The sequence below is a fragment of the Emticicia sp. CRIBPO genome (assembly GCF_009905725.1).
Classification (GTDB): Bacteria; Bacteroidota; Bacteroidia; order Cytophagales; family Spirosomataceae; genus Leadbetterella.
The window spans coordinates 17,584-30,410 of the sequence record NZ_JAAAKV010000004.1 but is presented as its reverse complement, the minus strand read 5'-3'; the positions used below and the strand labels follow the sequence as shown (position 1 = coordinate 30,410).

General features: G+C 42.5%; 12 protein-coding genes. 6 read left to right on the top strand and 6 right to left on the bottom strand.

Annotated elements, in window-relative coordinates; genetic code table 11:
* The first annotated feature begins 9 nt into the window (after positions 1 to 9).
* On the top strand, positions 10 to 717 hold the full coding sequence (locus tag GVN16_RS09070) for an SAM-dependent methyltransferase (protein WP_166563973.1): 708 nt from the start codon (positions 10 to 12) through the stop codon (positions 715 to 717).
* A gap of 222 nt (positions 718 to 939) precedes the next feature.
* On the opposite strand, the gene GVN16_RS09065 is transcribed toward GVN16_RS09070, so the two are convergent.
* On the bottom strand, positions 940 to 1,212 hold the full coding sequence (locus GVN16_RS09065) for an RNA-binding protein (protein WP_166563565.1): 273 nt from the start codon (positions 1,210 to 1,212) through the stop codon (positions 940 to 942).
* Positions 1,213 to 1,718: 506 nt separating this feature from the next.
* Positions 1,719 to 1,991 carry an RNA-binding protein gene (locus GVN16_RS09060; RefSeq protein ID WP_166563564.1) on the bottom strand — a complete coding sequence of 91 codons (273 nt, stop codon included), beginning with the start codon at positions 1,989 to 1,991 and terminating at the stop codon, positions 1,719 to 1,721.
* Between the two features lie 510 nt (positions 1,992 to 2,501).
* Between GVN16_RS09060 and GVN16_RS09055 the strand changes: the two genes are divergently transcribed.
* Together GVN16_RS09055 and GVN16_RS09050 are read left to right on the top strand one after the other, a co-directional pair.
* Positions 2,502 to 4,535, top strand: coding sequence for an OmpA family protein (locus GVN16_RS09055; RefSeq protein ID WP_229244110.1), 2,034 nt, complete (start codon positions 2,502 to 2,504; stop codon positions 4,533 to 4,535).
* Between the two features lie 151 nt (positions 4,536 to 4,686).
* Entirely contained in the window at positions 4,687 to 5,607 is a 921-nt protein-coding gene (locus tag GVN16_RS09050; protein WP_166563563.1) for an alpha/beta hydrolase, read from the top strand.
* A 167-nt stretch (positions 5,608 to 5,774) separates the two neighbouring features.
* Here the strand turns inward: GVN16_RS09050 and dusB are convergent, their stop codons facing one another.
* Positions 5,775 to 6,803 (bottom strand): tRNA dihydrouridine synthase DusB, encoded by a 1,029-nt coding sequence (gene dusB / locus GVN16_RS09045; protein WP_166563562.1) that lies wholly within the window; start codon positions 6,801 to 6,803, stop codon positions 5,775 to 5,777.
* Between the two features lie 170 nt (positions 6,804 to 6,973).
* Here dusB and GVN16_RS09040 point away from each other — a divergent pair, with 170 nt between their 5' ends.
* Positions 6,974 to 7,912, top strand: coding sequence for a CPBP family intramembrane glutamic endopeptidase (locus GVN16_RS09040; protein ID WP_166563561.1), 939 nt, complete (start codon positions 6,974 to 6,976; stop codon positions 7,910 to 7,912).
* A gap of 92 nt (positions 7,913 to 8,004) precedes the next feature.
* On the opposite strand, the gene GVN16_RS09035 is transcribed toward GVN16_RS09040, so the two are convergent.
* From GVN16_RS09035 to GVN16_RS09025, 3 genes are all read right to left on the bottom strand, one after another.
* Positions 8,005 to 9,507, bottom strand: coding sequence for an Rne/Rng family ribonuclease (locus GVN16_RS09035; RefSeq protein WP_229244108.1), 1,503 nt, complete (start codon positions 9,505 to 9,507; stop codon positions 8,005 to 8,007).
* Between the two features lie 422 nt (positions 9,508 to 9,929).
* Positions 9,930 to 10,694 carry a lipopolysaccharide assembly protein LapB gene (locus GVN16_RS09030; protein ID WP_166563559.1) on the bottom strand — a complete coding sequence of 255 codons (765 nt, stop codon included), beginning with the start codon at positions 10,692 to 10,694 and terminating at the stop codon, positions 9,930 to 9,932.
* 76 nt (positions 10,695 to 10,770) lie between these two features.
* On the bottom strand, positions 10,771 to 11,055 hold the full coding sequence (locus GVN16_RS09025; protein ID WP_166563558.1) for an HU family DNA-binding protein: 285 nt from the start codon (positions 11,053 to 11,055) through the stop codon (positions 10,771 to 10,773).
* A gap of 197 nt (positions 11,056 to 11,252) precedes the next feature.
* On the opposite strand from GVN16_RS09025, the gene mutY reads away from it, so the two are divergent.
* The gene (gene mutY, locus GVN16_RS09020; RefSeq protein ID WP_166563557.1) at positions 11,253 to 12,299 is read left to right on the top strand and encodes an A/G-specific adenine glycosylase; all 1,047 of its coding nucleotides are present in this window, start codon (positions 11,253 to 11,255) and stop codon (positions 12,297 to 12,299) included.
* Positions 12,300 to 12,359: 60 nt separating this feature from the next.
* The gene (locus GVN16_RS09015) at positions 12,360 to 12,824 is read left to right on the top strand and encodes a single-stranded DNA-binding protein (RefSeq protein ID WP_166563556.1); all 465 of its coding nucleotides are present in this window, start codon (positions 12,360 to 12,362) and stop codon (positions 12,822 to 12,824) included.
* Positions 12,825 to 12,827: the final 3 nt, after the last annotated feature.

The window sequence follows — 12,827 nt, the reverse complement described above, 5'->3', positions numbered from 1 at the left end:
TTCCTGATGATGGAAAATCCTGAACGCAAACTGTATCTCATTCCTAATCTGCTGGCAGACGACACCCACTCTTCTGTTTTACCCCAACAGATCAGCGAGATCATGGCCAATACCAGGATTTTCTTTGTTGAAAACGTAAAAACGACACGAAGGTTTATCTCAAGTCTTAAACTGGGTATCGTCATTGACAGCCTGACGTTCATTGAGTTAGACAAATACACTACTTATGAACAGCTGTTTCCGCAGTTGTATCAGCTGAAAGAAAATGCCGGCATCATCTCCGAAGCGGGCTGTCCGGGTATTGCAGATCCGGGCTCCCTGGCAGTTGAAATTGCCCATGCCCTGAACATTAAAGTGATTCCCCTGGTGGGGCCCAGTTCTATTTTACTGGCATTGATGGCTTCAGGATTCAGCGGACAATCCTTTGCCTTTCATGGCTATCTGCCGATAGACAAAGACGAAAGGGTAAAAAAACTGAGGCTGCTGGAAAAAGACGCCCTGGCGAAAAAACAGACCCAGCTTTTTATCGAAACGCCTTATCGTAACAATCAGATGCTGGAAAGCATCCTCAAAAACCTGAATCCTGCCTTAAAAGTGTGCGTGGCCTGTAACATCACCGCTCCGGACGAATTCATCAAAACCAAATCAATAGCCGAATGGAAAAAAGGCACATTACCGGACCTCCACAAAAAGCCTTGTATGTTTCTGCTGGGCTAATGTAATGATGAATTGTGAATGCCTGAATTAAGAATATAAAGATGTTAAAGACGCCGCCGGAGTCACCAACCAGAGTGGAAGATAAATTTTCTTCGTGAGCGTCCACTCATTCAATCAATCATTCATTCATTGAAAATTGAAAATTATTCAAACTCCGGTAGCTATATAAAAGAAAAAACCTCCAAATTGGAGGTTTTTTCTTTTATAGGAAGAATATTCTGATTAATATCTTTCTCTTCTTTCTGAACGCTCGCCTTTAGGCTCAGCAACTTTAACAACGATCGTACGACCATCGATTTCAGTTTCGTTCAAAGCTCTGATAGCAGCATTAGCTTCAGCTTCGTTTGGCATTTCAACAAAACCGAATCCTTTAGAACGGTCAGTGAATTTGTCATAAATAATTTTGGCTGAATCCACAGTTCCGAATTCTTCGAAAGCGGCTAAAAGTGTGTCATCCTGAGTGTCGTAATTCAATTTTGCTACGAAAATGTTCATTTGAATAAAATTAAAGAATTAATAAAAGAGCGAAAACAACGTAGCAAAAAAAGAATACCCAAAAGAGAACACAAAGAATGCTGAACGAAGAAATAACTCATAAACTCCACAAAGCTAAGTATAATAAACCGGTATATCAGTATTTGTATCAGTAATAGGTATAATAAAAGAAATTATCCATAAATAATTATACTAATAATTATAATATTTATATAATCACATTTATTTATACAAAAAACGAGCCTGCGAGCTGTCAGGAAAACCGGACTTTCAGAGCTTGTTCCTAAATTCGGGGCCCAAAACCCCTCGTCTTTCTGCCCGGGCCTTCAGGCTGGACGGCCATTTTCTTATGCTATTATGTCTGACTTCAGTAGCCGTTTTTTTTCTGACACAGTGCAATTTTACAGGAAAAACCACAGATCACTTATTCGGAAATCACTGGCCGGAAAAATCAGGCACAAAAAAAACCTCCGCCTGGAGGTTTCTTTTGGCTGAAAAATATATGATTAATATCTTTCTCTTCTTTGAGGACGCTCGCCTTTAGGCTCTGCTACTTTCACAACAATAGTACGTCCGTCGATTTCAGTTTCGTTAAGAGCCTTGATTGCAGCGTTAGCTTCTGAATCATTTGGCATTTCAACAAACCCAAAACCTTTAGAACGACCTGTAAATTTGTCGATGATAATTTTTGCAGAATCAACTGTTCCGAATTCTTCGAAAGCTGCTAAAAGTGTGTCATCCTGGGTGTCGTAATTCAATTTTGCTACGAAAATGTTCATTTGAAAAAAAATTATAAATTTTAAAAAAAAAGAGCAAAACAACGTCGCAAAACCGAGTACCCAAAAGAGAAAACAAATTATGCTAAACGAAGAAATAACTCAAAAACGTTGTAAAGGTAAAAATAAAAAACTATTCTCCAAATAAAATTAAAAATATTTACAGCCCTCTTTACAATTAATTTATCCAAGTATTACAATATATTAAAATAATCCAAAAAGACAATAATATATTGGAATAATTAAAATAATTTAAAATATATCCGAGCCCGGATTTCCATCATCATCTCTATACGCTTAAGCCCTTAAAAAAAGCCGCCCTTTCTACTCCGGTCATCGTTTTAAAAAGCCATTCACTTATTTTTTGCAACAATTACTTTGGCAACTCGTTTAAAATATTGTAATTGTATTCTGAAATTTCTAACGCTTAAATTTCATTCTTGATTCATGTTGAATTGTTATAAAAAATTCAGGAGCTCAGTATTCATCCAATCCCCTGGCCTCACCCATAAAATGAGCAGATACTTTATACTTTTTTTCGCCCTTACTTTTGGCGGACTCCAGAGTTTTGCCCAGATGCAGTCTTATAAAAAAGGTTTGTCAAGTTTCGACAAAGGATTCTACGACCTGGCCATCAAAGACCTGTCTAAAGTCAAAGAAATAGATGAAACCGAAAAAGCCAATCTGAACTACAAAATTGCCGAATCGTACAGACTCTCCAACCGCTGGCTTGAAGCCATTCCTTATTTTGAAAAAGCATTTGAAGCAGGCCTGGCCAATTCCGAAGCCATCTTTAATTATGCCTACGCCTTAAAAGCCAATGAGGAATATGACAAATCGCTAACCCAGTTTGAAAAATTTGTGGCCTCCAAATCGACAGACAAAGTCCTGAACGAAAGAGCCAACAGGGAACTGAATACCCTGAAACTGATTGACGACATTAAAAAGACCCAGAATAAAGACATCACCTTCAGAAATCTCAGCGAGGTCAATACAGAGGGCATGGAGTTTTCTCCGATGGTTTCCAATGGTTACCTGATTTACTCCGGTACCCGTAAAGATAAAATATACTCTAATGGCCTGCCTTTTCTTGGGATCTACAAAGTAAAGGTCAACCCGACGATATCCGAAATCGGAAAGCCTGAGCTTTTCAGCCCGGCTATTTATGATTCGGAAAGAAATGAAGGCTCTCCTTCATTCTCTCCTGACGGCAAGACCGTGATTTTTGCCAGAGGCAACTCCGGTAAAAGAAAGGACCTTTCTCCTGATGTAGACCTTTACATGAGCCGCCTGGTTCCCAACACCGGCTGGACGGAACCCAAACTGGTTTCGGCTTCAGATTCTTCCAGCTGGGACGGATGCCCGGCATTTTCAGGAGACGGCAAAACCTTGTATTTCGCCTCCAACAGGCTGGGCGGCGTAGGTGGCATGGACATCTACCGTGTCAACATGGATGCATCAGGCCGGTTCGGAAACCCGGTTAATATGGGCAAAGCCATCAATACGGCCGGTGATGAAATGTTTCCTTTTGTTTCATCTGATGGCAAACTGTACTTCGCTTCAGACGGACATCCTGGTCTGGGCAAACTTGACCTTTTTGTAGCCGTAAGATCAGGAGGTAAGATTTCTGTTGAAAACATGGGGCTGCCGTTTAACTCCCCTATGGATGATTTCGGGCTTTCCATGGACGACAACGGCAATATCTTTATCACTTCCAACAGGGCAGGCGGTAAAGGAAGCGATGACATTTATTTCTACCAGGCTCCGCCGAAAACAGAACTGGCTCAGAATGTCGACCCTTTAGACCCGCTTAATCCCAAAAACAGCGACGTCAACAAATCACTGGAAATCAAGCAAGTCAATTATTACCTGGCCGGAAAAATCAACTCCAATGTAGACAATGCCAAACCTGTTCCGCTGGACGGGGCACGTGTCAGGATATTTAAAATAGAAGGCGGCATAGAAGAAAGCATTGCCGAAGTGGTCACCACAGCCGCCGGGGCCTTCGGACCGGTTAAGCTGGAAGAAGAAGCCGACTACCTGATCCTGGCCGACAAACCGGAGTACCTGACCAAAAGAGAAGATTTCTCGATGTTCGGAAGGTCTATTCCGCAGCAGTTGTTGAAAAAGACAGTGACCGATACCACTTTCTTTACGACAATGAATCTCGACAAAATCTTCATCGGCAAGACTTTCAGACTTGAGAACATCTATTATGACCTTGATAAATTTGACATCAGACCTGATGCTGCCCTGGAGCTTGATAAACTGGTGCAGATCCTGAAAGATAATCCTCTGCTCAAAATCGAACTGGGCTCGCATACCGACAGCCAGGGAACCGACATTTATAACATCAGGCTTTCACAGAAAAGGGCCGAATCAGCCATCAATTATATTGTATCAAAAAACATCGCCAGAGACAGGCTGACTGCCAAAGGCTATGGTGAAACAGAGCTGATCATCCAGAATGCTAAAAACGACAAAGAACACCAGGTCAACAGGCGTACGGAATTCAAAGTCCTTGAAATGACTGCCGCGGCAGAATGACCTTCCGACAAATAATATCACAGCCCTGCCAAAATCCGTTGGCGGGGCTTCTTTTTGATACCTGGAAAATAAATATATCGATTTAAAAGATGCAATTTCCGGGACAAAACCTTATTTTTATACCTTATAACAATACAATTATTCAACCTCAATGAAAACATTCCTTACTTTATTATTAATGGCTACAGCCGTGAGTTTACACGCCCAGAAAAACGAAATTTTCCTCTACCCTGACGGAAAATCACCAGGATTGAAGCCTGATGTCAGCATCAAAGAACTTAATATCAGCAAACCGGGGGATATCATCCGTCTTAAAGATGTAACTAATCCTTCCCTTACCATTTTCAAGCCTCAGAAAAAGACTTCTGACGCCTCTGTTATCATTTGTCCGGGTGGTGGCTATGCCATCCTTGCTTTTGACCACGAAGGTTTGAATCTCGGAGAATGGTTCGCCAAAAGAGGGGTTACTGCTTTCGTGCTTAAATACAGACTTCCTCAGGACGAGCTGTTTGACAACGCCGAAATCAGACCGTTGCAGGACGCTCAGCAGGCATTCAGATATATCCGTAAAAATGCGGCCAGTCTTGGCATCAATCCAAATAAAGTAGGCATCATGGGCTTTTCGGCCGGTGGACACCTGGCCGCCTCTGCTTCAACGCATTTTGACAAACAGGTCGGTGAAATCACAGACGAAACCATCAGCGTAAGACCTGATTTTTCTCTGCTGATCTATCCGGTGATCTCGTTTTCAGATAAGTTCGGGCATATGGGTTCAAGAGACAACCTGATCGGCCAGAATCCTTCGATTCAGAAGATAGAATTTTATTCCAACGAAAAGCAGGTAAAGAAAACCACCCCTCCTACTTTCCTGGTGCATGCCTTTGACGACTGGGTCAATGTTGAAAACAGCATCAGCTACTACAGGGCTCTGAAAAAAGAAGGTATCGCCTCAGAAATGCACCTTTACGACAGAGGCGGACATGGTTTCTCACTTAAGAAAGACAACAAAGGCCCTGTGGCTACCTGGCATGTAAGAATGGAAGAATGGCTGAAACTGAACGGGTTTATGTAAGAAAAACTGTGAGCTATCCGGCTGTCGGCAATTGGCTGACTGTCTAAAAAAAATCCGGCAGATACGTACGGCCGTGCGTATCTGCCGGAAAAAAGAAAATAATATATAAAACAGATGTTGCTTGCAACTTCTCTGCCATCAAATCAAAAGTCCCGGATCACAAATACTCAGTCAGCCCCAGCGTATTCTACTTTTTTGGCTTTTGATTCGAGCAGTACCCCTGAAAATTCTTTGAGGATTTCGTCGAGGGTTTCAAAAAGCTCTTCCTTGATCATGGTCTGCACCATTTTCATCCTGTATTCTTTAAAATGCGGTAGCCCACGGAAATAATTGGAATAATGACGACGCATCTCCAGGATACCCAGCTTTTCTCCTTTCCATTGAATAGAAAACTCCAGATGCCTTCTTGCAGCTGCTACGCGTTGCTCCATAGAAGGGGAAGGCAGATATTCTCCTGTTTCAAAAAAATGTTTGATTTCATTAAATATCCATGGGTAACCGATGCTGGCCCGGCCGATCATGATACCGTCAATCCCGTACCTGTTGCGATATTCCAGTGCCTTTTCAGGCGAATCTATGTCACCGTTCCCGAAAATGGGAATTTTGATTCTTGGGTTTTCTTTGATCTTGGCGATCAACCTCCAGTCGGCCTCGCCTTTGTATAACTGGGCCCTGGTCCTTCCGTGGACGGTCAGAGCCTGAATGCCTACATCCTGCAGACGTTCGGCTACCTCTTCAATGTTCTTAGTGGCCTCATCCCAACCCAATCTTGTTTTTACAGTCACGGGTAAATGCGTGGCTTTCACGACAGATTCGGTCATTTTCACCATCAGGGGAATATCCTGCAGCAATGCCGCCCCGGCCCCTTTGCAGGCTACTTTTTTAACGGGACATCCGTAATTGATATCAATCAGATCCGGATTTACACGGGTGGCTATCCTGGTACACTCGGCCATGGTATCCACATCACTTCCGAACAACTGCACCCCGATTGGCCTTTCATATTCAAAAATGTCCAGTTTCTGAGTGGACTTGACCGCATTACGGATCAACCCCTCTGAGGAAATGAACTCTGTGTACATCATATCCGCCCCGTTTTCTTTACATACCTGGCGGAACGGCGGATCACTCACGTCTTCCATCGGTGCCAGTAAAAGCGGGAACGCCCCTAAATCAATATTACCTATCTTTACCATCTTCTGCTAAAATCTATCTGAAGTAAACCAACTGCAAAGTTACCTGTTTTTTCAACACAAAACCTGCTGATCAACTAAGTAAACCTAAAAATCAGCGGTTTAGTTTGGCGGAGACTTTCTAATCTGGCCATTGATCGCTAATTTTGGATATAAATTAATTATCAGATCAAATGGAAAACCATTCCTTTGGAAGCAATACACTTCAGGAACGTCCCGCATTATCCTCCTTATTAATCATTATTGGTGTTTTACTGGTCGGCATGGCCATCGGTAACATCGTGGCTGCCGTCATCATGATTGTGGCTTCAAACATCGGTCTGAAAGACCTGGCGAATATCAATCAAAGCCTGATCCAGTCTCCAAACGGATGGCTGGGGATGATGCTGGGGCAGGGTATTGCCTCCATCGTTATTTTCATATGTTCAGGTTTATTTTACTGGTATGTGATTGAAAAGAAAAAATTCAGTGATTTCAACTTCAAAGCTATTCCGGCTCCGGTGGTCTTTCTTTTTCTCTTCGCTGTCCAGCTTTCATTTCTGCCTCTGGGTGGCTGGCTGCAGAGCGTTAATGAGAACATGAAATTACCTGCCTCATTAAAAGGCCTGGAAGAATCGCTCAAGGCGATGGAAGAAAGCCTGGCTGAGGTAACCAAATTCCTGACAACGTTTGATTCGATCTGGCAACTCGTTCTGGCATTCCTGGTGATTGCGGTGACAGCCGGCATTGGTGAAGAACTGATATTCAGGGGATTAATACAAAGAAAACTGCAACTGGGACTTAAAAACCATCATGCGGCCATCTGGATTTCGGCCATTATATTCTCTGCTTTCCATATGCAGTTTTACGGTTTTCTGCCGAGATTAATGCTGGGTGCTTTGTTCGGCTATTTTTATTACTGGTCGGGCAATTTATGGGTACCGATTGTGGCCCATATATTTAACAACGGGTTTGCGGTCGTCATGCTCTATCTGGTCAATATCAAAAAGGTGAGTCCGGAAATTGAGAAGATGGACAACGTTCCGCTTGCTGCAGTGGCAGGTTCACTGGCCCTGGGCATCGGATTTACTTATCTTTTGAAGAAACGGCTCTCGGGCGAACCCGAAGCTTAAAGCGGAGTAAGTACAAAAATATATGATGACTATTTCCAGAAAGGAGATAGTCATTTTTTTTGAAAACAATCGTAAACTTTTTAAGAAGATAATCAGCCTCCAAGATCAATCTCATCCCCCATTTTGTCAAGGAAATGATAATTGATGATTCCGATAGAGGAATCTTTGATAAGCTTGACCCATTTTTTGTATTTGAAGAACCACTTCATTTGTCTTGAAATGATGCCTTCTTTGTAATAGGCATAGACAAACGGGTGAACGATCACACTGATTTTCTCTTCGTTCTGTTTAGTCAGAAGGTACTCAATGTTGTTTTCGATGAGGTCTGTGACGGCGATACTGGCCTGGATGGTTCCTGTGCCTCCGCAGGTCGGGCAGGTTTCCCTGGTAGAGATGTTCATCTCAGGTCTCACACGCTGACGGGTGATCTGGGACAATCCGAATTTCGAAATAGGCAGGATCGTGTATTTAGACCTGTCTGATTTCATTTCCTCCTTCAACGCTTCATGAATGTCCCTTTTGTTTTCAGGCTTCTTCATGTCGATGAAGTCGATGACTACAATACCCCCCATATCACGGAGTCTCAGCTGACGGGCAATTTCCGTAGCCGCTTCCCTGTTGACATGCAGTGCGGTAGCTTCTTGGTCCACTTCCTGGGTCGACTTGTTGCCACTGTTCACATCAATCACGTGCAGTGCTTCGGTGTGTTCAATGATCAGGTATCCGCCGCTTGGAAGGCTTACAGAGCGTCCGAACAATGACTTCAATTGTTTTTCGATGCCATATTGTTCAAAAAGCTTGGCTTTGCCGGTATGCAGTTTAAGTATTTTTTCCTTTTGAGGAGCAATCGTCTGGATTAATGTCCTGATGCTGTCGAAAGTCTCTTTGGTATCTACTACGATGGAATCGAAATCATCATTAAGCATATCCCTCAGAATCGAGGCAGCCCTGTCCATTTCAGAAATGATCCTGTCACGTGGCTTGGCCGATTTCAGCAATTTCATGCCGTTCTCCCACTTTTCAACGCAGCCTTCTAGGTCTTTCTGCAGGTCAGATACTTCTTTACCTTCAGCAACGGTTCTGACGATCACTCCGAAATTATCAGGTTTAACCGAAGACAGCAGTTTATGCAAACGCTGGCGTTCCTGTTTACTGGTGATTTTTTTAGAGATATTGACGGAATTGCTGAAAGGAACCAGGACGATGTATCTTCCGGCGATAGAGATATCGCATGAAAGACGGGGGCCTTTGGAAGAGATGGGCTCTTTGACCACCTGCACCAGTACCGGCTGGTTTTTGGAAAGAACATCAACGATTTTACCCAGTTTGTCGATCTGAGGATCAGGGTTAAAATTCTTGAGTCTTAAACTTACCGGTTTTTTAGCTACAACTTCTTTGGTAAACCTGTTGAGAGAGTTGATATTGGGGCTGAGGTCATGGTAATGCAGAAAGGCATCTTTCTCATAGCCAATATCGATAAAAGCAGCATTAAGACCTGAAACAACCTTTCTAACGGTACCCAAATAGATATCTCCAACGGAAAACTGGTGTTCCGTTTCATCAAAATGATATTCAATAAGCCGTTTATCTTGCATCAAGGCGATTCTATCACCTTTCTGCGTGGCGGAAATATATAATTCGTTGCTCAAAATTGAGTAAGAATTAGAGGGGTAAAACAATTATTTTAGGATGATTTTAGGGCCAAAAGAGGGATCTAAAATTCAAAAAATAAGCAGTGAACAGGCTAAAGAATGAAAACAATCTTTTTTACTATTAACTGCTTATCTTTTATATAAATCGAAGCCAGTCAGATTACTTCTTCTTGTGACGATTCTTTCTAAGACGTTTCTTTCTTTTGTGAGTTGACATCTTGTGTCTTTTTCTTTTCTTTCCGCAAGGCATAACTTTAATTTGATCCCACCCGATTGGGATTTTTTTAATTGTGAAACAAAATTCCTATATCTTGAACCGCCTTAAAGGGAAGGTGGTGTTTTTTTCCGAACCGCAAAGATAACAATTACTTTAAATTATTCAAAGTTTTTGTCACCTCATCTCTTAATACTTTATCAATATCTTCTTTCAGTACGTCATTAAAAATCTCCCTGGCTTCATCCTTCTTGTCAAGTTCTATCAAACTGTAAGCCAAACCAAGTTTTGCGTTGGTGTTTGCCGGATTGATTTTGAGAACCTGGTTAAACCTGCCTGCTGCTTTCTCAAACTGATTGGACTGCATGGAAAGTGCCCCAAGGCTCATCAGAGCCGGAATGTAATTCGGGTCGGTGTCAAGCACTTCCCTGATCATCCCGATGGCGGTCATCGGAGAGTCCGAAGTGACATAAGTCATCGCCAGGTTGGTTTTGGCATGAAGGTTCTGAGGATCCAAGGAAAGTACTTTATTATAACAAAACCTCGTTTTCTCTATACTCTGTTCAATTTTATTACCGCTGAGTGCCAGTGAATAAGCCTGATAATAGGTATCTCCGGCCCGCTCCCAGTTGGCTTCGGTCGGAGAAAGTTCAGCGATTTTGACGAGATAATGTCCGGCACTGTCGAAAACAGATTCTTTAGAAAAGACTTCTGCGATCTGATTGTAAATGGTGGTCTTGGCTGAATTGTCTTTGGCTGCCTTAAGATCGGCATTAAGCTTACTCAAAGATTTTTCCGCTTCTTCTGAAAGGTGTACAGCGTGTGAGTCACTATCTTTTGAATTATTTTGCTGAACGGTTTGCTCTTTCCCGGCCTTTTCCTCGTCTTTGACAACGACTTTAGGTCTGGAATACAAAAATAGAGTTGATCCCAATGCGATCACCAATATAACAACAAGATGTATTTTTTGATTGAAACCGTTCAGCATATAATTACTTAACGTTAGTTTTTACCTGCTCAACAAACTCTTTTGAAGGCTTAAAGCTAGGAATAAAATGCTCAGGAACTGTAACGGTAGTTTTTTGTGAGATGTTACGGGCTTTTTTCTCCGCTCTCTTTTTGTTCACAAAACTTCCGAATCCTCTTACATAAATTGCATCTCCGCTTGCAAGTGTTTCTTTAACGGTCTCAAAAAATGCTTCAATGGTAATTGAAACATTCGCCTTATCTACTCCGGTCTTGTCGGCGATGATTGAAATTGCCTCTGCTTTAGTCACGATATAAAATATTTACTTGGTTAAAAATTCCTAAAAACGCTGCAATGCAGTCCGTTTATTTTTTAGGTTTGCAAAGATAGAGGAATTGGATTAAAACAAACAAGTAGATTTTTAATTTTTTTTTTGTAAATTATTAATTATTAACCATTTACCTATATGCACTTTTCAATATAATACTATTTCCCGATAAAAAAAATATGCTCGCAAAAAAAATTGCCGACTGGTATTTAAAAAACAAAAGGGATTTACCCTGGCGAAAAACGAAAGATCCTTACCTGATCTGGATGTCCGAAATTATACTCCAGCAAACCCGGGTAAGTCAGGGTTTGCCTTATTATGAGAAATTCGTTTCCGCATTTCCGACGGTCGCTGATCTGGCACAAGCCGATGAGTCACAGGTGCTTAGGTTATGGCAGGGACTCGGGTATTATTCAAGGGCCAGGAATATGCACGCGGCTGCCAAAATGGTCATGAAAGAATTCGGCGGGAAATTTCCGGACCATTATGAAGACCTCAAAAAGCTCAAAGGAGTGGGCAGTTATACGGCAGCGGCCATTGCTTCCATCGCTTTCGGCGAAGCGGTTCCGGTGGTCGACGGCAATGTCTACAGGGTGCTTTCCCGCTTGTTCGAAATCGACCTTCCGATTACCAGTTCAGGGGCTTATAAATATTTCTATAACATTGCTGATCAGCTGATTACCGGCCAAAATCCGGCAGACTTCAACCAGGCCTTTATGGAACTCGGGGCCATGGTTTGCCACCCTAAAAATCCCGATTGTGAGGCTTGTCCGGTACATGTGGAGTGCGGTGCTTTTCTCCATAAAACGCAATCGGAGTATCCGAAAAAAGACAAAAAAGTGAAGACAAAAGAGCGTTTTCTGAACTACCTGGTCTTCAAAAACAGAGATCATATATGGGTAAATCAGAGACCTTCCAAGGACATCTGGGCGAATATGTTTGACTTTTACCTGGTCGAAAAAGAGGACAATTCCTTTGACCTGGAGCATGAACTCGGGCTTATTTTCCCTTCCGGGCTGCCGAAGTTTGTAGCAATTAACAAAAGTGAGAAATTTTTTCACGTACTGACTCACCGCAAAATAACGGCTTATTTCTGGGAAATTGAGCTGGAAAACATGGTCATTCTGGACAAAACCGGTGAGTTTATTGAGCTGAGTGCTTTTGAAAACCTACCTAAACCTCAGCTGATTGTCAATTATTTGAAGCAGTATTTGTCTCACAATTAGTTATATTTGTAAAAGGATGCTTCAGTACAAATTTTCATTTTTACTCTAAAAATAAAATATATGGCAGTTTTAAATAAAGTTCTTTTGATTGGCAACCTGGGATCTGACCCTGAGATCAGGACTTTGCCAAGTGGTGCCAAGGTAGCTAACTTTTCTATCGCCACCACTGAAACCTATACCGACAGAAGTGGTCAGAAGCAGGACCAGACCGAATGGCACCGGATCGAGCTTTGGGAAGGTCTGGCCAATGTAGCCGAGCAATATCTGAAAAAAGGAGACTCCGTCTACATAGAAGGAAGAATCAGAAGTGAGAAATGGACGGATCAGAACGGCCAGGAAAAGACCGGGATCAGGATCCGCGGCCAGGCCATGCAAATGCTGGGCGGGGCGGCTTCCAGACAAGGCGGAGCACCTTCTGGTACACAGCAGCAGCCGGCAAGTCCGGGTCAGTACCAGGAAAGAACCCAGAGAAATGACCAGGTATCTCAGCCCCCTGTCATGGACGAAGATGATCTTCCTTTCTGATCA